Below are 18430 nucleotides of genomic sequence, written 5' to 3'. Positions count from 1 at the left end.
TTTGCCGGTCTGCACGGCGATCCAATTTTGGATCCTATTTGAACCGGGAGAGTGCTTTAGTCCAGCCAGCCTTGCAGATTCTGCTCAATCACACCGGCCAGTGCCGCAACGTGATCGTCATCATCGTTGAGGCAAGGGATATAAAGGAAGTCCTCGCCGCCCGCGTGCTCAAAGCTCTCACGGATCTCTTCGTTGATCTCTTCCAGCGTCTCGATGCAGTCCGCCGAGAAGGCCGGTGCGATCACCGCGATGTTCTTTTTGCCTTCTTTGGCAAGCGTTGCGACGTGATCCACCGTGTAAGGTTTCAGCCATTCCTCGGGTCCAAACACAGATTGGAAAGTGGTTGTGATCCGGGTGTCGTCCCAGCCCAGCCGCTCTTTCAGCAGGCGTGTCGTTTTTTGGCACTGGCAGTGGTACGGGTCGCCTTGCATCAGGTAGCGCTTCGGCATGCCATGATAGGAGACCACCAGGATATCCGGGCGCTTTTCAGCTTTGGCATAGGCCTCTTCCACCGATCGCGCCAAAGCGTCGATATAGGCGGGCTGGTCGAAATAGGGTTCGATCGTGCGGGCGGCGGGCTGCCAGGGTTCGTCCATCAGCGCACGGAAGAACTGGTCGTTGGCGGTGCCTGAGGTGGCGCCGGCGTATTGCGGATACAGCGGCACAAACAGGATTTTCCGGCAGCCGGCCGCAACCATTTCCCGCACCTTGGATTTGGTCGAGGGATTGCCATAACGCATGCAGAAATCGACCATCACCTGATCGCCATAGCGTGCCTTCATCGCCGCCGCCATCTTGGTTGTCTGGTCCTTGGTGATGGTCATCAAAGGGCTTTCACCCTTGTCGTGGTTCCAGATCGATTTGTAAGCGGCGCCCGAAGAGAACGGGCGTTTGGCCAGGATGATCAACTGCAAAAGCGGCTGCCACTTCCACGATGGGTAGTCGATCACCCGCTTGTCAGACAGGAATTCGTTCAAGTAACGGCGCATCGGCCAGTACGAATAATCATCCGGCGTGCCGAGGTTGGCCAGCAGGATGCCGGCTTTCTCTGCCGGGATCTTTGGGTGATCGGCAGGGGCGTGGGCAGGGCATTTGGCGGTCCGGGCGGCGTCCAGCATGGGCAGGTCCTGTGGGGCTTGGAATTCAGTTGTTGGCGGGACGTTACTGTCTTTGCGCGCAGAAGGCCAATTGGATCACATTGGCGCAGCCATAACGGAAATTTATCAGGGTTTGAACTTGGATTCCGGCACCTTCAGCGCATCGGCCAGGCGCATCCGAGCGGAGCCGGGGCGCAAGGGTTTCTGCTGGCTGTCCGACGGCGACCAGCCGGTAAGGCAGACCAGCTCAAATGTCGCTGGCAGCCGGCCGTCAGCAGTTGCGAAATGCTCGCGGTAGATGTGATCGGCCAGCTGGAACAGGGTTCGCGGAGCCGGGTGCTTCAGGCGCTGGGCGAGGGCGTTGGTCTCTCCCATGCCGCGCAGATCGTGGATCAGGTGGGTCAGATCACGGTATTCGGCAGTCAGCGGTACCAAGTCCGCTACCGGCAGGGCAAAACCTGCCCGCTGCAGCAAACCGCCCAGGTCGCGGATTTCCCCCATGGGCGCGACGCGGGGCGACAGCCCGCCCAACACCATGGTTTCGGCTTCAGCCATGGCGGCGCGCAGTTCGTGCAGGGTTTGGCCGCCCAGCAGGATGACCAGCAGAAGCCCGTCTTCCTTCAGGGCACGGCGGCATTGGATCAGCTGGCCAACCGGGTCATTGGCCCAATGCAGGCACATGGCGTGGATCACCACATCATGCGCACCTTCTTCCAAAGCCAGGACATCGTCATCCGGCACCACAGCTGCGCCAGGCAGAAACCCCTCCCAGACTTCCGGGAAAGGGCAGACAATAGCGGGCGTGGTAAAGGATCTGTTAACCAGATTCAGGCGATCCTCGGCCTCATCCCGCGCCATTTGGTGCAGGAACAACGCATCCGCGCGCCGGCGTGCGCGGCGGGCTGCCAGGGTGCGGCGGTCAAAAAGCTGTGCGGGTGCTTGTGTCATGAGGGCTGTTTAGATGCTGCTGACCAGGATTCAAACTGCTGTTTCGCTGATCTATCCGTCGCAATGCATGGGCTGCGGGGGGCTGGTTGGCAGCGACTTTGGCCTGTGCGGTTCTTGCTGGGCCGAAATGCATTTCATCAGCGGCACGGTCTGCGAGGGCTGCGGCGCTCCGCTGCCGGGGGAGGCGGATGGCTTTCGGCTGGAATGCGACAGCTGCCTGCGCCATCCGCGTCCTTGGAGCCAAGGGCGATCTGCGCTGCTCTATGAGGGGCGGGGCCGCAAGCTGGTTCTGGCTTTGAAACACGGGGACCGGACGGAAATTGCACATATGGCCTCTGGATGGCTGGAGCGGGCCGTGCAGCCGATGCTGGCAGAGAATCCTCTGATATGCCCGGTGCCGCTGCATTGGACCCGGCTGCTGAAGCGTAAGTATAATCAATCCGCCTTGCTAGCTGAAGCAGTGGCGGCCCGGATTGGCCTGGAGCATTGCCCGGATCTGCTGCGCAGATTCCGGCGGACCCCCGCACTGGAAGGCAAGACACGGGACCAGCGTTTTCAGCATTTGGGTGCAGCAATTGCAACCCACCCGGGCCGGGAGGGGCGGATCAAAGGGCGCACGGTTCTGATCGTGGATGACGTGATGACCTCCGGTGCCACTCTCAGCGCTTGCACTGATGCCTGCCTGCAGGCCGGTGCGGCGGAGGTGCGGGTGGCGGTGCTGGCCCGGGTCACGCAAGCGTGAGGCTGCTCGCGGGCCTCTGGCAATTGTTGCATTGAACCCCCAATTCATCCACAACCTTCGAAACCAGACTATGGGGTCCTGAATGAAAACCGTTGAAATCTACACCTCGCCTCTGTGCGGATACTGCCACGCCGCCAAGCGTCTGCTGAATCAGAAGGGTGTTACCTTTTCGGAAATCAACGTGCTGGCGCAGCCGGATCGCAAGGCAGAGATGATCCAGCGCGCCAATGGCGGCCGCACGGTGCCGCAGATCTTTATCGGCGAAACCCATGTCGGCGGCTGTGACGATCTTTTTGCGCTGGAACAGGCGGGCAAACTGGACCCGCTGCTGGCGGCCTGAATCCGGAGAGATAAAATGCGCACAGCTCTGCTTCAGATGACATCCACCGACATCCCGGCTGAAAACCTGGAGACCGTGAAGGCGATGATGGCGGAGGCTGTGCGCGGCGGGGCGGGCTTTGTGCTGACGCCCGAAGTTACCAATTGCCTCTCCGGCAGCCGGACCCATCAGAACGGTGTCTTGTGTCACGAAGAGGATGACCCGACGCTGGCCGCCCTGCGTGACGAGGCGGCAAAACACGGCATTTGGGTGCTGCTGGGGTCGCTGGGCATCAAGACCCACGACGGTGACGGGCGCTTTGCCAACCGGCAGTTCCTGATCAGCCCGCAGGGTGAAATCAAGGCGCGCTACGACAAGATCCACATGTTCGATGTCGAGGTCACACCCGAGGAAACCTACCGCGAGTCCGATGGCTACCGCCCGGGCACCCAGGCGGTTGTGGCAGAGACGCCTTTTGCCAGTATCGGCATGACCATCTGTTATGATGTGCGTTTTCCGCATTTGCACCGGGCACTGGCCAAAGGCGGGGCGCAGATCATCACTGCGCCGGCGGCGTTTTCTTATGTCACCGGCGCCGCACATTGGCATTCGCTGCTGCGCGCCCGTGCAATTGAAACCGGCTGCTTTGTGCTGGCGCCTGCGCAGACTGGCAAACACCCGGCCTCCCGCGGGCCCAGCCGCAAAACCTTTGGCCATTCTCTGGCCGTAGCCCCCTGGGGCGAGGTGCTGGCCGATGCCGGTCAGGAACCAGGCGTGACTTACGTTGATCTCGACCTCGAAACAGTGGCAGAAGCGCGCAAACGCGTGCCTTCCCTGACCCACGACCGGGAGTTTGACGGACCCTGATGGATGAGACACATTCCCTGGCGGTATCGCTGTTCAGCGAGATTCTGATGGCTGACCAGCTGGCCCGGTCACGTCTCAGCAAAGTGCTGCCCAAAGGGATGGAGCTGTCGCATTTCTCGGTGCTGAACCACCTGGCCCGAGCCGGGCTGGAACGCTCGCCCGCGCAGCTGGCCAAGGCGTTTCACGTAACCCGCGGGGCTATGACCAACACCCTGGGCAAGCTGGAAGTTGCCGGATACATCCATGTCCGCCCGGATTGGGACGATGCGCGGCGCAAGATGGTGGCGATCAGCCCGGCCGGCAAACAGGCCCGGGATGCGGCACTGGCCGGAATCATTCCGGTGATTTCAGAGGTTGTGGGTGAATTGGGCAGCGATCGGGTCCGGGCGACCTTGCCTATTCTGCGCGAGCTGCGCGGTAAACTGGAAGAGAGCGGCTGAGCGGCTGGACTCAAACAGTCATCTGCTCGGGTTAATAAAGGGACGCCTGCAAGCAGGCGCCCCTCTTCCCCATCAGTCCCCATCATGCCGTGAACGGCGATCGTTTAACCATTGGGCAGACCCCCCAGTCACAATGGCAAGCAGTTACTTGGTACTTAGCTTGCGCCCAATCGCGGCTTGAAAAAATACTCCAACCCCGCTTGTTAAAGATAGCAAGCGGGACGCGGTGGCCAAAGAGTGCATAAGGATTACTACCTATCCTTTAGGATAGGCGGCAGAAAAAACTGGCCGGCGAGGCACTCTTAGCCAGGTTTTATGCTGGCGGTCACATAGTTTACCGACAGATCCCGTTCGGATACGGACCAGTTCCAGGTGATCGGATTGAATACGAACCCCTTACGGTCAACAGGCTTCAGACCGGCATTACGCAGCAGTTCGTAGAGTTCATCCGGGGTTATGAACTTGGACCACTCATGAGTGCCGCGCGGCAGCCAGCGCATGATCACCTCGGCTCCGACAATCGCCATTGCAAAGCTTTTTGGGTTGCGGTTGATGGTGGAGCATATTTCCAGCCCGCCGGGCTTCAGCAGTGTACGGGTAGCGGTGAGGTAGCTTTGCGGATCGGCCACATGCTCGACCACTTCCATGTTCAGCACAACGTCGAATTGTTCACCGGCAGCAGCCAGTGCCTCGGCGGTGGTGTGGCGGTAGTCGATTTCCAAGCCCGATTGTTCGGCATGAATGCGGGCAACCGGCAGGTTGCCTTCTGCCGCATCGGCGCCCACAACTGTTGCACCCAACCGCGCCATCGGCTCGCTCAGCAGTCCGCCGCCGCAGCCGATATCCAGCAGCCGCAGCCCTTTGAAAGGGTACTGTGACGTCAGGTCGCGGCCAAATTCCCCGGCGATCTGACGGGTAATATAGTCCAGCCGGCACGGGTTCAGCATGTGTAAAGGCTTGAACTTGCCGTTCGGATCCCACCACTCCGCCGCCATTGCTTCGAATTTGGCAATTTCCGCAGGGTCGACCGTGGATTGAGGCGCTTGCATTCCTGTCTCCGTGTGCTCTTTTGTAGTCTGACGTTTCACTAAGGTCAGTAATGGATAGATACCCGGACCAAAAGCGCGCTGTGCATTATCTTTATCCGCCGGTCGAGCCTTTTGACCAGCGCATGATCGACGCAGGCCAGGGCCACAATATATATGCTGAACAAAGCGGCAATCCCAATGGCATTCCCGTGATTGTGTGCCATGGCGGCCCCGGCGGCGGCAGCAGTCCGGCGATGCGGCGGTATTTCGATCCGCATGTGTATCGAATCATCCTGTTCGATCAGCGCGGCTGCGGCCGCTCGCGCCCCTATGCGTCCTGCGAGGACAACACCACCTGGCATCTGGTTGCCGATATGGAACTGATTCGTCGCCAGCTGGGCATCGAGTCCTGGATTCTGTTCGGCGGCAGCTGGGGAGCGACACTGGCGTTGATTTACGCCCAGACCCACCCCAGCCGGGTCCAGCAGATTATCCTGCGCGGCGTGTTCCTGATGACCAAGGCTGAGCTGGATTGGTTCTATGGCGGCGGTGCCGGCAAGTTCTGGCCCGAAACCTGGGTCAAATTTGTCTCGCTGATCCCCGATGCGGAGCGCAGCGACATGATCGCCGCCTATCACAAGCGGCTGTTTTCCGGCGATCTGGATGAAGAAGTACGCTATGGCCGGGCCTGGTCCGCCTGGGAAAATGCGCTGGCGTCGGTGCATTCCAACGGCCAGAGCGGCGAAAGCCCGGGCGATTATGCACGTGCCTTTGCCCGGTTGGAGAACCACTATTTCATCAATAGCGGTTTCCTCGATTACGACGGCCAGATCCTCGCCAATATGGACCGGATCTCTCATATCCCCGGCGTTATTGTGCAGGGGCGTTACGATATGATTTGCCCGCCGTCTTCGGCTTGGCGCTTGAATGAGCTGTGGCCAAATGCGGAGTTGAAGATGGTGCGCAATGCCGGCCATGCTTTGTCGGAGCCGGGAATCAGCGCAGAGCTGGTGCGGGCGATGGACCGGATTGCAGGAGAGCTTGTGCCATGACGCGCATTGACCGCCGCGCGCTGTTCACCTCGGGTGCTGCTGCAGCCCTGCTGGCGGCGGCTGGCGGAGCCGTAAATGCATCGCCCAAGGCCGGTGGCGCGCTGCGTCTTGCGGTTCCCCGCGACGGCGGGCTTTTGGAACAGGCCGCACGTTACGCGGTCTATGACACGCTGACAGAAATTGCGCCTGAGGGTTTGCTGCGCGGAGAATTGGCTACAGGCTGGCATTCGACGCCGGACGCCAAAACCTGGACCTTTGATTTGCGTGCAGGCGTGGATTTTCATGACGGCTCACTGCTGACAGCAGAGGATGCAGCCGCGTCGCTTTCGGCGCAGGGCATTACCGGGGCTGAAGTACGCGCGGTCACTGCGCTGGGCAACCTGCAATTGCTGGTGGAATTGGCGCAGCCCAATCCGCATTTGCCCTACCTTTTGGCTGGTGCCGATCTGATGATTGCACCCGCTGGTGAACTGCCAGCACCGCTGTCGGCTGCGATTGGCACGGGGTGCTACAAGGTGGAACGAGCCCGGGAAGGCCGCCATTTCCGCGCGTCCCGAGTTTCAAAACATTACAAATCCGGCATCGCGGGCTGGGCTGAGACAGTAGAGATTATTGTGATCCCTGACGCCGCAGTCCGTGCCGAAGCTTTGCGGGACGGGTACGTTGATGTCGCGGCATTGCCGGAACCGCGCGGCCTGCTGAAGCGCGGGGAATTCCTGTATCATCCGTCTTCCAGCAATATGGCTTTGGCCGCCCGCCACAATGTCGGCATTCCGCGGAAAGTGGGTCAGCGCTCACCGCTTGACGATGGCCGCATCGCCGAGCGCTGGTGGATGGCCTGAGCGGCCATCCCCGGTTTTGACGCTTCAGCTTTCCTGACGGATGTAGGCTATAACGTTCTGGACATCGTCATCTTTCTTCAAACCTTTGAACCCCATGCGGTTGCCGGGCACCACACTCTTGGGATCTGAAAGAAAAGCCGCGAGCTGGTCTTCGCTCCAGGTCAGGTTGGCGTCCTGAAAGGCGCCTGAGTATTTAAAGCCATCGGCCGCGGCGGAACCAGCACCGATGATACCGTGCAGGCTGGGGCCGGTGCCGTTTTTACCTTCTTCAAAGCTGTGGCAGGCCTGGCACTTGCGGAAGACTTTCTTGCCTTTGGCCGGATCGCCTGACAGCGCCACCTCTGTCTCCTGTGCTGCAGGGGACGCCTGGGCGGTGTCGCTACCAGCTTCAAACACAAACCGGGCGGTAACCGGGACGGTGCGGGTAATGCCGGAGAGTTTCGCAAGCTCTTGCAGGATATCAACGCCTTTGGTCAGGCCCGCGTCCTCGACACCCAGAAACAGCAGATCATTGGTGGTGACCATGACCTTCCGGTCAGACAGGCGGGCCACAAACATTTCCGTTTCCACAGGAATATCGCGCCCCAGCAGGCTCAGCTTGCCTTCCACATCCGAAACCATTGTACCACCCGCTGGCAGCGCCTCCAGCGCAGCGATGTCGACCTTGGCCGTTAGCGTTGCCTGAGCCTCGCCATTGAACACAAGATCAATCATCCGTTCATTGCGGATATCAATGAAGGTCTCCACCGATGGCAGCGAAATTGCCACAGTGACAGTGCCGTCCTTGCTTACGCTGCCGGTCAGCTCTTCAAAGCTGTGCACCTCGCCCACCGTGTCTTTTTTAACTGAGCCAAAGGCGAGCTTGGAGCTTGCGCCGTCCAGCACCCAGTCTGCCGACAGCGCGGCTTGACCCGCAAAAATCAGCGCTGCAACAGAAACGCCACGAAACAGTGAGTTGAGCATCCTATGTCCTTCCTATTATCAATGTTCTTGCGGCACGGCGTCTTGACCGGCCTTGAGATTAAAACACGGCAGGAGCGCGGATTATTCGCTGGTTTGGCAAAAAGGCGGCTGAGGAAGAGGTCAGGGAGGGGATAAGTCCCCTCTACCCCCGGTTGTGGCGCTTTTGCTTGATGCAGACCGGGCGGCGTGACCGGGCGGACGATCTGGCGCAAATGACTTGCCTGCGGGCGTTGGAAAAACACGCAGGGTATCAGCCCGGCACGCATCTGGACCGTTGGCTGTTCCGGATCGCGCACCGGCTGTGGCTGAATGAGTTGCGGGCAACGGCCGTGCGCACAGGCGGCGGGCTGGTGGCGCTGGAAGAAACCGAGATTCCGGATCAGCGGGTAAACACGGAAACGAATATTTTTGCCCGTCAGGTGTTTTCAAAGGTAGGGGAGCTGCCTGAAAGCCAAAGGGTCACGGTTCTGCTCGTCTATGTCGAAGGCTTTGCCTACAAGGAGGCAGCGGAAATCCTGAATATCCCCATCGGCACGGTGATGAGCAGACTGGCGGCAGCCCGCAAGAAGATTGCGGGAGAGTTGGCGGAAACGGAGACGGGAACATGAATGAAGCGCAAGCGGCATTCACCGATGAAGAGCTGACTGCCTACCTGGATGGCGAGGCAGACGCGGAACTGCGCAGCCGGGTCGAGCTTGTGCTGACTACGGATGCGGCTTTGGCGCAGCGTCTGCAGACGTTGGATCTGCCGGTGGCTGCGTTGCGGGATGTCTTTTCTGCCGCGGCGCTGGGTGCCCCGCAGATGCCGGAAGGGCTGATTCCCGCATCCCGCCCCGCCCGTGCGCCGCTGCGGCTGGTTGCCGGAATGGCGATGGCTTTTGGCCTAGGTGTTCTTTCCACCTATATGCTGCAGCCGGGGCCCCAGCCGCAAACGGCGCCGGGATGGAAGGCGGTCGTGGCATCTTATCAGTCGCTCTATATCACCGACACAGTGGCGAATGGCAGTCAGCCGGCCGAAGTGACAGCCGAAGTTCTGGATGGATTCAGCAGCCGCCAGGGCGTGGACTTGTCTCCTGCTCAAACTGTCGAAGGGCTGGAATTCAAACGCGCCCAGTTGCTTGGCTTCAAAGGCAAGCCCCTATTGCAAATGGCTTATCTTGGTCCGGACGGCGTGCCGGTGGCCTTCTGTATCATTCGGTCCTCTGGCGCCGATAAGGCGATGCAAAGCGAGGTTTTGGCTGGCATGGCCGCTGCCTCATGGGTCAGTGATGGCATCGGTTATCTGGTGATTGGCGGTCAGGATCAGAGCTTTGTGGATGGGGTTGCCGCGGATCTTCAAGGCAAGCTGGGGTAGCGGTCCGGCGGTCAGAAACTCTGCGCGCTGCACGACCCTCTTGCAGTTTCGCCAGAACCGTCCTATATGCCTTTGACAACAGCGGCGCGTTGAACCTCTGGTTTAAGGCTCCACCGGGAATTTCAACGGGCCGCGCGCCCGTTTTTTTGTGCCCGCAGGCCATCGCCTGCAAGCCCCAAGTGGAGGTCTGATGACCAACGACCTGATTGCCAAAGCTGCCATCGACCGGCGTCTGGCCGAGATCATCATCCCGGTGATTGAGGATCTGGGTTATGAGCTGGTGCGGATCCGGCTGATGTCTGGTAAGGCGACCACATTGCAAATCATGGCTGACAAGCCGGATGGCGGCATCGAGGTGGATGATTGCGCCGTGATCTCGAATGCGGTCAGCGCGGCACTGGACGTTGAGGATCCGATCCTCGACGCCTATGCGCTGGAAGTGTCGAGCCCCGGCATCGACCGGCCGCTGACCCGGCTGAAAGATTTTGATATGTTCGAGGGCTATGAGGCCAAGCTCGAAACCGACGAGCTGGTCGGCGGCCGCCGCCGCTTTAAGGGCGAGCTGGCGGGCACCGAGGAAGACGAAGTCCTGATCAACATTGAAGATCAGGGCGAAACCATGACCATTGGTTTGAAATTTGACTGGCTGAGCGATGCCAAGCTGGTTCTGACCGATGATCTGATCAAGGAAATGCTGCGCCAGCGCAAAGAGGCCGGCACGCTCAACGAAGACGCATTCGACGAAATCGAGACCGAAGAGTCCGAAGAGGAGAACAAGTAATGGCTATCACCTCTGCAAACCAGCTGGAGCTGTTGCAAACCGCCGAGGCCGTGGCGCGCGAAAAGATGATCGACCCCGGTCTGGTCATCGAGGCGATGGAAGAGAGCCTCGCCCGTGCGGCCAAAAGCCGCTACGGCGCCGAAATGGACATTCGCGTATCGATTGACCGCAAGACCGGCCGGGCGAAATTCACCCGCGTGCGCACTGTCGTGGCGGATGAAGAGCTGGAAAACTATCAGGCTGAGCTGACCGTCGACCAGGCCCGCCAGTACATGGCGAATCCTGAAGTGGGCCAGACCTATGTCGAGGAAGTGCCGCCGGTTGAAATGGGCCGGATCGCCGCCCAGTCCGCCAAGCAGGTGATTCTGCAGAAGGTCCGCGAAGCAGAGCGTGACCGCCAGTTCGAAGAATTCAAAGACCGCGCCGGCACCATCATCAACGGTCTGGTCAAGCGCGAGGAATACGGCAACGTCATCGTCGATGTGGGCGCTGGCGAAGCAATCCTGCGCCGCAATGAAAAAATCGGCCGCGAAAGCTATCGCCCGAACGACCGTGTGCGCTGCTACATCAAGGACGTGCGCCGCGAGCCGCGCGGCCCGCAGATTTTCCTGTCACGCACCGCGCCGGAATTCATGGCCGAGCTGTTCAAGATGGAAGTGCCGGAAATCTATGACGGCATCATCGATATCAAGGCGGTTGCCCGTGATCCCGGTTCGCGCGCCAAGATCGCGGTTATCTCTTATGACAATTCGATCGACCCGGTCGGTGCCTGTGTTGGTATGCGCGGCTCCCGCGTGCAGGCCGTGGTGAACGAGCTGCAGGGCGAGAAAATCGACATCATCCCGTGGAACGAAGACCAGCCGACCTTCCTGGTGAACGCGCTGCAGCCGGCCGAAGTGACCAAGGTTGTGCTGGATGAAGAAGCCGGCAAGATCGAAGTTGTCGTGCCTGAAGAACAGCTGAGCCTGGCCATTGGCCGCCGCGGCCAGAACGTGCGCCTTGCGTCGCAGCTGACCAACCTCGACATCGATATCATGACCGAGGAAGAAGAATCGGCCCGCCGCCAGAAGGAATTCGAGGCGCGCACCAAGCTGTTCATGGAAACCTTGGATCTGGATGAGTTCTTTGCCCAGCTGCTGGTTTCCGAGGGCTTTACCAATCTCGAAGAAGTCGCCTATGTCGAGCTCGACGAGCTGCTGGTCATCGACGGTGTTGACGAAAGCACCGCCGGGGAATTGCAGGCCCGTGCCCGCGACTACCTGGAGGCCAAGGCCAAGGCGGCCTTGGATGCGGCTCGCGAACTGGGCGCCGAAGACAGCCTGATTCAGTTCGAGGGCCTGACCCCGCAGATGGTAGAGGCACTGGCCAAGGACGACGTAAAGTCGCTGGAAGATTTCGCCACTTGTGCGGACTGGGAACTGGCCGGCGGCTGGACCAACGATGGCGGCGAACGGGTCAAGGATGATGGTATCCTGGAACCTTTCGGTATGACGCTCGAACAGGCGCAGGACATGGTGATGACTGCCCGCATCATGCTGGGCTGGGTTGATCCGGCTGAACTGGAAGAAGACGCGGCAGAAGACGAAGACACTGGCGAAGAGGAAGGCGAAGCCTGAATTCAGGCTTTGCAGAGGAGAACTGCATGACACGCGGCGGCGCCACAAAAGACCGGACCGACGATAGCGAGCGTAAATGCATCGCAACCGGCGAGATCCAGCCCAAACAGGGCCTCATCCGTTTTGTGATGGGTCCTGACGGGCAAGTTGTGCCTGATGTGATGGGCAAACTGCCCGGCCGTGGTGTCTATGTGGCCTCCAGCCGGGCCGCATTGGAAACCGCGGTCAAGAAGAAGCTGTTTGCCCGCGGCTTCAAGGCCCAGGTCCAGGTGCCGGACGAATTGGTTCAGGAAGTTGAGCGGCAGGTTGTCCGCCGGCTTATTGAACTGATCAGCCTGGCGCGTAAATCGGGTGATGCGGTGTCCGGTTTTGAGCGGGTGAAAGACTGGCTTTACAAAGAGGATGCCCGGGTGCTGATCCAGGCGTCCGACGGGTCTGGCCGCGGAAAGTCGAAGCTGAGCACCCCCTACAAGGGCAAATTCATCGGCTGCCTCACGGCGGACGAGCTGGGAATGGCATTTGGGCGCCAAACTGCAATACATGCCGCCCTCGCCTCTGGCGGACTCAGCAAACGTGTTGTAGATGAGGCGCAACGACTGCAAGGTTTGCGCGAAATGGTGGGCGGCGACGGCCGCACGGAAGGATAAGAAGCTTTATGAGCGATAGTGACGGCAAAAAGACACTGGGTCTGCGTGGGGGTTCCCGTCCGGGGAACGTGAAACAGAGTTTCAGCCATGGACGGACCAAGAATGTCGTAGTGGAAACCAAGCGCAAGCGCGTTGTGGTTCCCAAGCCGGGTGCGGCCAAGGGCGGCGGCGGCGCTGCGCCTTCCACATCCGGATCGCGCCGGCCTGCCGGCATCAGTGACGCTGAGATGGAGCGCCGCCTGAAGGCGCTGCAGGCTGCCAAAGCGCGCGAGGTCGAAGAAGCGGCCGCCCGGGCCGCGGACGAAAAAGCGCGCGAAGAAGATCGCAACCGCCGCCGCGCCGAAGCGGAAGCCAAGGAGCGCGAGCAGCGGGAAGCCGAAGAACGTGCCAAGGCCAAGCAAGAAGAAGAAGAGCGCAAGAAGCGTGAAGCTGAAGTGGCAAAAGAACGCGCCGCTGCTGCAGCCGCTGCTCCCGCTCCTGCTGCGGATACGCCCAGAGCGGCCCGCCCGGCGCCGAACAAACCCGCACCTGCTGCCGCCCCGCGTAAAGCAGACCGTGAACGCGAACAGCGTCAGAACCGCGGCAAGGGCCAGGATGATGGCCGCCGCTCGGGCAAGCTGACATTGGGCCAGGCCACTGGCGGCGGCGGCAATCGCCACCGGTCGATGGCGTCGATGAAGCGTAAGCAAGAGCGTGCCCGGCAAAAAGCCATGGGCGGCCAGGTCGAGCGTGAAAAGGTCATCCGCGACGTTCAGCTGCCTGAAGCGATTGTGGTTTCGGAACTGGCCAACCGGATGGCGGAGCGCGTTGGCGAAGTTGTCAAATCGCTGATGAACATGGGCATGATGGTCACGCAGAACCAGACCATCGACGGCGATACCGCTGAACTGATCATCGAAGAATTCGGCCATAAAGTGGTCCGGGTGTCCGCCTCTGACGTCGAAGACGTGATCAAAGAGATCGAGGACAAGGACGACGATCTGAAACCGCGTCCGCCGGTCATCACAATCATGGGCCACGTTGACCACGGGAAAACTTCGCTGCTTGATGCCATCCGGGATGCCCGTGTTGTGGCTGGCGAAGCCGGCGGCATTACCCAGCACATCGGCGCGTATCAGGTGAAAACCGAAAGCGGCACCGTGCTGAGCTTCCTGGATACGCCTGGCCATGCGGCCTTTACCTCGATGCGTTCGCGCGGCGCTCAGGTGACGGATATCGTGGTTCTGGTTGTTGCTGCAGATGACGCGGTGATGCCGCAGACCATCGAAGCCATCAACCACGCCAAGGCGGCGCAGGTTCCGATGATCGTGGCGATCAACAAGATCGACAAACCGGCCGCTGACCCGACAAAGGTCCGTACCGACTTGCTGCAGCACGAAGTGGTTGTGGAAGCGATGTCCGGCGACGTGCAAGACGTTGAAGTTTCCGCGGTAACCGGCCAGGGCTTGGACGAGCTGCTGGAAGCCATTGCACTGCAATCGGAAATTCTGGAACTTAAGGCCAACCCCGACCGCGCCGCCCAGGGTGCCGTGATCGAGGCACAGCTGGATGTGGGCCGCGGGCCCGTGGCAACTGTTCTGGTTCAGACCGGGACCCTGCGCCAGGGCGACATCTTTGTTGTGGGTGAGCAATACGGCAAGGTCCGTGCGTTGATCAACGACAAGGGCGAGCGCGTTCAGGAAGCCGGTCCTTCGGTTCCTGTCGAGGTTCTTGGCCTCAACGGCACCCCGGAAGCAGGCGACGTGCTGAACGTGACAGACACCGAAGCACAGGCGCGCGAGATCGCAGAATACCGTGAGCAGGCCGCCAAGGATAAGCGCGCCGCTGCCGGTGCTGCGACCACGCTGGAACAGCTGATGCAGAAGGCCAAGGACGACGAAAATGTCTCCGAGCTGCCGATCCTGGTCAAAGCTGACGTGCAAGGTTCCGCCGAAGCCATCGTTCAGGCGATGGAAAAGATCGGCAACGACGAGGTGCGCGTGCGCGTGCTGCACTCGGGCGTCGGTGCGATCACCGAAACTGATGTCGGCCTCGCCGAAGCCTCCGGTGCGCCGATCATGGGCTTCAACGTCCGTGCCAATGCTTCCGCCCGCAACACCGCCAATCAGAAGAGCGTCGAGATCCGGTATTATTCAGTGATCTACGACTTGGTGGATGACGTGAAAGCGGCGGCCTCCGGCCTGCTGTCTGCCGAGATCCGCGAAAACTTCATCGGCTATGCGCAGATCAAGGAAGTCTTCAAGGTTACCGGTGTTGGCAAGGTTGCCGGCTGTCTGGTCACCGAAGGCATTGCCCGCCGTTCGGCAGGTGTCCGCCTGCTGCGCGACAACGTGGTAATCCACGAAGGCACGCTGAAGACACTGAAGCGTTTCAAGGACGAAGTGTCCGAAGTTCAGTCTGGTCAGGAATGCGGTATGGCGTTTGAAAACTACGATGATGTCCGTCCGAACGACGTGATTGAGATCTTCGAACGCGAAGAAGTCACCCGGACCCTTGATTGATCGTTGCTAAATCTAAATTGAAAAGCGGGCCCTGGCACCATTGCCGGGGCCTGTTTCTTTGGGCGGTTCCATTGTCACGTGCCGCAAGGGCCAAAGCGCAATTGAAAGCGACCCTGTCGTTGATGCTGAATGCGCCGTCCACGAGGTTCATTCTGAATGTGCTGAGGGCGCAAAACAGATGGCGAATTGGCGGAACGACAGAGTGGAAATGGGACAGACCAGCCCGCAAAGCAAAATTTTGTCAATTTGCCTCGGCCTTACGGGTCCAAAAATGGGGCAGTGTTGTCTGCAACCCCATTTCTTGCCTGACATGCGTAATGAGTGATGGTTCAGGCAACAGGCGGCACCGGGCGGCCTTCATAGGTTCTTTTACCAACCCGCACCGCGATTTTCCCGTCAGGGAGTGTCCTTATGAAAATGCCCTGAACCAGCGAAAAACTGCCAACTGTGATTGTCCTTAGCATGGTCTTCTCCTGCCCAATTGGAACTTCGGGTAGTCAAATTCTTCGTACCTGATGCTTATAGAGAATGATTAACAAAGGGTTCACAGGCACCGGTCCGGGGAGCTAAAGCCCCGGTAAAACGGCAAAATTCACCATTGGGAAAGCATGAAACCGCTGCATTGCGGCTCCATGTACATTACAGCCAGTCCCGCAGAATCGGGATTAGCGGGATATCGGCGGGCGGCATTGGATAGTCCCGCAAATCCTGCGGCCGCACCCATTTCAGGGTTTGCCCCTCATTGGCCTGCGGGACGCCCTCCCACTTACGGCAGGCAAAAAGCGGCATCAGCAGGTGGAAATCCTCGTAGGAGTGGCTGGCGAAGGTCAGCGGTGCCAGGCAGGACGCCCAGGTGTCAATGCCTAGCTCCTCCTGTAACTCACGGATCAATGCTGCCTCGGGTGTTTCGCCTGGTTCGATCTTGCCGCCAGGGAACTCCCACAGGCCGGCCATGGATTTACCTTCGGGGCGCTGCGCCAGCAGCACGCGCCCATCCACGTCGATCAGCGCAACTGCGGAAACAAGGATCACCTTCATGACCGGTAATCCGCGTTGATCGAGATATACTGATGGGTCAGATCACAGGTCCAAACCGTGGCTTTGCCCGCGCCCAGTCCCAAGCCTACTTTGATGGTGATCTCTTGTTTCTTCATCTCTGCAGCGCCCAGATCTTCTTTGTAGTCCGGTGCGACCCAGCCCTTTTCGGCCACTAGCACATTGCCAAATGAGATCGACAGCAAGTCCCGGTCGGCAGCCGCGCCGGATTTACCGATCGCCATTACCACGCGGCCCCAGTTCGGGTCCTCGCCCGCAATTGCGGTTTTCACCAGCGGCGAGTTGGCGATAGCTAGACCATGCACCTTTGCATCCGCATCCGAAGCCGCGCCCGTCACCTGGATTTCCACAAATTTGGTCGCGCCCTCGCCATCGCGCACCACCTGGTGTGACAGGTCAAGCATTACCCGCTCCAGGCCTGCCGCAAACTCCGCGTTTCCAGTCGCGTCGACGCCCGAAGCGCCGGTGGCGCACAGCATCAGGCTGTCGGAAGTCGAGGTGTCGCTGTCCACGGTGATGCAGTTGAAAGTCCGGTCGCAAATACCGGCCAGCTGTTCCTGCAAGTCAGCTTGCCCGACTTTCGCATCGGTGAAGATGTAGACCAGCATGGTTGCCATATCCGGCGCAATCATGCCTGAACCCTTGGCGATGCCGGCGATCTTGACTGTCTTGCCTCCGATCCCCACCGTGGCGCTGGCGCCTTTGGCAAAGGTGTCGGTGGTCATGATCGCCTGGGCGGCACCTTCCAGCGAGCCTTCATCCAAGGCATCGTTCAGTTCGCTGACTTTCGCGACAATCCGGTCATGCGGCAGCGGCTCGCCAATGACGCCGGTGGAGGCAGTAAAAACACGCGTGGAAGGCAGGCCGGTTGCCTTCGCAACTGCAGTGGTGATTTCCGCAACCGAGCTTTGCCCGAAATGACCGGTGAAGGCATTGGAATTGCCGGAGTTCACCAGTATTGCCGCACCGGCATCAGCATTGCTTCCCAGCTTGGCTTGGCAGTCCAGAACCGGGGCAGAACGGGTCTTGGAGCGGGTGAAAACCCCAGCAACCGCAGTGCCCGGGTCCATCACTGCCAGCATCACATCGGTCCGGCCCTGATACTTGACCCCGGCCGCGGCTGATGCAAAACGCACGCCCTTGATCACCGGAAGATCGGGGAAGCTGGCAGGTGCCAGCGGCGAGACAGGCATGGGGGCAGCCATGATCAGTTCCTTACCAGGCTAAGGTCTTTGAGAATTGCCGGATTCAGATCCTCAATCTCGGACCGTTCGATTTCGGCGGACGCGGTCAGTTCATTCACGCTCTCTTCCACTGCCTTTTGGCGCAATTCCTCGGCCAGCTGTGCCCGCACTTCTTCAAACTCGGGGGCTTCGGTCTTGCGGCGCTCGCGCAGCAGGATCACATGCCAGCCGAACTGGGTTTTCACGGGTCCTGAAATTTCGCCCGAATGAAGCTTCAGAACAGCATCTTCGAACTCCGGCACCATGCGGCCTGTGGTGAACCAGCCCAGATCGCCGCCGCTGGGACCGGAGGGGCCGGTGGACTTTTCCTTGGCAAGCGTGGCGAAATCGGCGCCGGCGTCCAGCTCCTTTTTGACGTCCTGTGCGTCCTCTTCACTTTCGACGAGGATATGGGCGGCATGAAACTCGTCTCCGCCGTCACCGGAAGAATACTTTCCGTCATAGGCGGCGCGCAGCGCATCCTCGCCGCTGGCCTTTTCCATGATCATATCGATCACGTTTGCGGCCAGCATGGCGCGCTCTTCGTTTTCAACGGACAGCTGCACGTAGCGAGGCACTTCGCCGTGCAACTGCTGTTTCAGTGCAGTTTGCTGAACCAGCTGATCCAGGATGGCATTGTAGAGCACGTCATCAGGCAGCTGTTTGTACTGGTCGGGCAAGTTTTCGCGGGCCATGACCATATGGCCGATGGTGATTTCTTCACCATTGACCGAGGCAACAACCGTGTTGGCATGAGGCGCAGCAGCTGCGGTCAGCGGCAGCGCAGCACAGGCTGCCACCGCCACGCCACGCAGAAAAGTGAGACCTTTACGCATTGAAACCTTCCTATTCCTAGGCCGCATAGGGGCCTGCCGTTGACACTCTATACCCTGCCGCTTACATCGCCTTGAGGCCATTGGCAGGACCGTCTTTCCACCATTGTTTATGGGTTGC

General features: G+C 59.9%; 19 protein-coding genes. 12 read left to right on the top strand and 7 right to left on the bottom strand.

What is annotated here, in order from left to right:
• Positions 1–56 precede the first annotated feature (56 nt).
• Complete coding sequence (gene hemH / locus K3724_RS20045) at positions 57–1118, bottom strand: ferrochelatase (protein WP_259988568.1); 1062 nt, start codon at positions 1116–1118, stop codon at positions 57–59.
• A gap of 105 nt (positions 1119–1223) precedes the next feature.
• A complete protein-coding gene (locus tag K3724_RS20040; protein WP_259988566.1) occupies positions 1224–2045 on the bottom strand; it encodes a methyltransferase domain-containing protein in 822 nt (273 codons plus the stop codon).
• A 13-nt stretch (positions 2046–2058) separates the two neighbouring features.
• On the opposite strand from K3724_RS20040, the gene K3724_RS20035 reads away from it, so the two are divergent.
• The 4 genes from K3724_RS20035 (at position 2059) to K3724_RS20020 (ending at position 4413) form a co-directional block, all read left to right on the top strand.
• Positions 2059–2787 (top strand): ComF family protein, encoded by a 729-nt coding sequence (locus K3724_RS20035; protein WP_259988564.1) that lies wholly within the window; start codon positions 2059–2061, stop codon positions 2785–2787.
• A gap of 82 nt (positions 2788–2869) precedes the next feature.
• Positions 2870–3127 carry a glutaredoxin 3 gene (gene grxC, locus K3724_RS20030; RefSeq protein WP_129372625.1) on the top strand — a complete coding sequence of 86 codons (258 nt, stop codon included), beginning with the start codon at positions 2870–2872 and terminating at the stop codon, positions 3125–3127.
• Between the two features lie 15 nt (positions 3128–3142).
• Positions 3143–3973, top strand: a complete 831-nt coding sequence (locus K3724_RS20025; protein ID WP_259988561.1) for a carbon-nitrogen hydrolase family protein — start codon at positions 3143–3145, stop codon at positions 3971–3973.
• A complete protein-coding gene (locus K3724_RS20020) occupies positions 3973–4413 on the top strand; it encodes a MarR family winged helix-turn-helix transcriptional regulator (protein ID WP_129372623.1) in 441 nt (146 codons plus the stop codon). Before K3724_RS20025 ends, K3724_RS20020 begins: the two co-directional genes overlap by 1 nt.
• 302 nt (positions 4414–4715) lie before the next feature.
• Here K3724_RS20020 and ubiG read toward each other — a convergent pair whose 3' ends face one another.
• On the bottom strand, positions 4716–5462 hold the full coding sequence (gene ubiG / locus K3724_RS20015; RefSeq protein WP_259988558.1) for a bifunctional 2-polyprenyl-6-hydroxyphenol methylase/3-demethylubiquinol 3-O-methyltransferase UbiG: 747 nt from the start codon (positions 5460–5462) through the stop codon (positions 4716–4718).
• A gap of 50 nt (positions 5463–5512) precedes the next feature.
• Between ubiG and pip the strand changes: the two genes are divergently transcribed.
• Together pip and K3724_RS20005 are read left to right on the top strand one after the other, a co-directional pair.
• Positions 5513–6493 carry a prolyl aminopeptidase gene (gene pip, locus K3724_RS20010; protein WP_259988556.1) on the top strand — a complete coding sequence of 327 codons (981 nt, stop codon included), beginning with the start codon at positions 5513–5515 and terminating at the stop codon, positions 6491–6493.
• Positions 6490–7335, top strand: a complete 846-nt coding sequence (locus tag K3724_RS20005) for an ABC transporter substrate-binding protein (protein WP_259988554.1) — start codon at positions 6490–6492, stop codon at positions 7333–7335. The genes pip and K3724_RS20005 overlap by 4 nt, the downstream gene beginning before the upstream one ends.
• Positions 7336–7359: 24 nt before the next feature.
• Here the strand turns inward: K3724_RS20005 and K3724_RS20000 are convergent, their stop codons facing one another.
• On the bottom strand, positions 7360–8298 hold the full coding sequence (locus tag K3724_RS20000) for a c-type cytochrome (protein ID WP_259988552.1): 939 nt from the start codon (positions 8296–8298) through the stop codon (positions 7360–7362).
• 170 nt (positions 8299–8468) lie between these two features.
• On the opposite strand from K3724_RS20000, the gene K3724_RS19995 reads away from it, so the two are divergent.
• The 6 genes from K3724_RS19995 (at position 8469) to infB (ending at position 15197) form a co-directional block, all read left to right on the top strand.
• Entirely contained in the window at positions 8469–8906 is a 438-nt protein-coding gene (locus K3724_RS19995; protein ID WP_259988550.1) for an RNA polymerase sigma factor, read from the top strand.
• On the top strand, positions 8903–9652 hold the full coding sequence (locus K3724_RS19990) for an anti-sigma factor (protein ID WP_259988548.1): 750 nt from the start codon (positions 8903–8905) through the stop codon (positions 9650–9652). Before K3724_RS19995 ends, K3724_RS19990 begins: the two co-directional genes overlap by 4 nt.
• A 190-nt stretch (positions 9653–9842) precedes the next feature.
• A complete protein-coding gene (gene rimP / locus K3724_RS19985) occupies positions 9843–10433 on the top strand; it encodes a ribosome maturation factor RimP (protein ID WP_134831092.1) in 591 nt (196 codons plus the stop codon).
• The gene (gene nusA / locus K3724_RS19980; protein WP_259988544.1) at positions 10433–12049 is read left to right on the top strand and encodes a transcription termination factor NusA; all 1617 of its coding nucleotides are present in this window, start codon (positions 10433–10435) and stop codon (positions 12047–12049) included. The genes rimP and nusA overlap by 1 nt, the downstream gene beginning before the upstream one ends.
• A gap of 26 nt (positions 12050–12075) precedes the next feature.
• Positions 12076–12696: an RNA-binding protein gene (locus tag K3724_RS19975; protein ID WP_259988542.1), complete on the top strand. Its 621-nt coding sequence runs from the start codon at positions 12076–12078 to the stop codon at positions 12694–12696.
• 8 nt (positions 12697–12704) lie between these two features.
• Positions 12705–15197, top strand: a complete 2493-nt coding sequence (infB, locus tag K3724_RS19970) for a translation initiation factor IF-2 (RefSeq protein ID WP_259988540.1) — start codon at positions 12705–12707, stop codon at positions 15195–15197.
• Between the two features lie 639 nt (positions 15198–15836).
• Here the strand turns inward: infB and mutT are convergent.
• Genes mutT through K3724_RS19955 form a run of 3 tightly spaced genes read right to left on the bottom strand, consistent with a single transcriptional unit; the run spans position 15837 to position 18312 of the window.
• Positions 15837–16235 (bottom strand): 8-oxo-dGTP diphosphatase MutT, encoded by a 399-nt coding sequence (gene mutT / locus K3724_RS19965; RefSeq protein ID WP_259988538.1) that lies wholly within the window; start codon positions 16233–16235, stop codon positions 15837–15839.
• Positions 16232–17458 carry a bifunctional glutamate N-acetyltransferase/amino-acid acetyltransferase ArgJ gene (argJ, locus tag K3724_RS19960; RefSeq protein ID WP_259988536.1) on the bottom strand — a complete coding sequence of 409 codons (1227 nt, stop codon included), beginning with the start codon at positions 17456–17458 and terminating at the stop codon, positions 16232–16234. Before argJ ends, mutT begins: the two co-directional genes overlap by 4 nt.
• A 2-nt stretch (positions 17459–17460) precedes the next feature.
• On the bottom strand, positions 17461–18312 hold the full coding sequence (locus K3724_RS19955; RefSeq protein WP_259988534.1) for a peptidylprolyl isomerase: 852 nt from the start codon (positions 18310–18312) through the stop codon (positions 17461–17463).
• Positions 18313–18430 lie beyond the last annotated feature (118 nt).

The sequence above is a fragment of the Leisingera sp. M658 genome (assembly GCF_025144145.1).
In the GTDB taxonomy this organism is placed as follows: Bacteria; Pseudomonadota; Alphaproteobacteria; order Rhodobacterales; family Rhodobacteraceae; genus Leisingera.
This window is presented reverse-complemented; position numbering and strand designations above follow the sequence as displayed.

Bases quoted from the DNA above. Each gene is read 5' to 3' on its own strand.
- hemH (WP_259988568.1), bottom strand. From the start codon at position 1,118: ATGCTGGACGCCGCCCGGACCGCCAAATGCCCTGCCCACGCCCCTGCC.
- K3724_RS20040 (WP_259988566.1), bottom strand. From the start codon at position 2,045: ATGACACAAGCACCCGCACAGCTTTTTGACCGCCGCACCCTGGCAGCC.
- K3724_RS20035 (WP_259988564.1), top strand. From the start codon at position 2,059: ATGCTGCTGACCAGGATTCAAACTGCTGTTTCGCTGATCTATCCGTCG.
- grxC (WP_129372625.1), top strand. From the start codon at position 2,870: ATGAAAACCGTTGAAATCTACACCTCGCCTCTGTGCGGATACTGCCAC.
- K3724_RS20025 (WP_259988561.1), top strand. From the start codon at position 3,143: ATGCGCACAGCTCTGCTTCAGATGACATCCACCGACATCCCGGCTGAA.
- K3724_RS20020 (WP_129372623.1), top strand. From the start codon at position 3,973: ATGGATGAGACACATTCCCTGGCGGTATCGCTGTTCAGCGAGATTCTG.
- ubiG (WP_259988558.1), bottom strand. From the start codon at position 5,462: ATGCAAGCGCCTCAATCCACGGTCGACCCTGCGGAAATTGCCAAATTC.
- pip (WP_259988556.1), top strand. From the start codon at position 5,513: ATGGATAGATACCCGGACCAAAAGCGCGCTGTGCATTATCTTTATCCG.
- K3724_RS20005 (WP_259988554.1), top strand. From the start codon at position 6,490: ATGACGCGCATTGACCGCCGCGCGCTGTTCACCTCGGGTGCTGCTGCA.
- K3724_RS20000 (WP_259988552.1), bottom strand. From the start codon at position 8,298: ATGCTCAACTCACTGTTTCGTGGCGTTTCTGTTGCAGCGCTGATTTTT.
- K3724_RS19995 (WP_259988550.1), top strand. From the start codon at position 8,469: ATGCAGACCGGGCGGCGTGACCGGGCGGACGATCTGGCGCAAATGACT.
- K3724_RS19990 (WP_259988548.1), top strand. From the start codon at position 8,903: ATGAATGAAGCGCAAGCGGCATTCACCGATGAAGAGCTGACTGCCTAC.
- rimP (WP_134831092.1), top strand. From the start codon at position 9,843: ATGACCAACGACCTGATTGCCAAAGCTGCCATCGACCGGCGTCTGGCC.
- nusA (WP_259988544.1), top strand. From the start codon at position 10,433: ATGGCTATCACCTCTGCAAACCAGCTGGAGCTGTTGCAAACCGCCGAG.
- K3724_RS19975 (WP_259988542.1), top strand. From the start codon at position 12,076: ATGACACGCGGCGGCGCCACAAAAGACCGGACCGACGATAGCGAGCGT.
- infB (WP_259988540.1), top strand. From the start codon at position 12,705: ATGAGCGATAGTGACGGCAAAAAGACACTGGGTCTGCGTGGGGGTTCC.
- mutT (WP_259988538.1), bottom strand. From the start codon at position 16,235: ATGAAGGTGATCCTTGTTTCCGCAGTTGCGCTGATCGACGTGGATGGG.
- argJ (WP_259988536.1), bottom strand. From the start codon at position 17,458: ATGGCTGCCCCCATGCCTGTCTCGCCGCTGGCACCTGCCAGCTTCCCC.
- K3724_RS19955 (WP_259988534.1), bottom strand. From the start codon at position 18,312: ATGCGTAAAGGTCTCACTTTTCTGCGTGGCGTGGCGGTGGCAGCCTGT.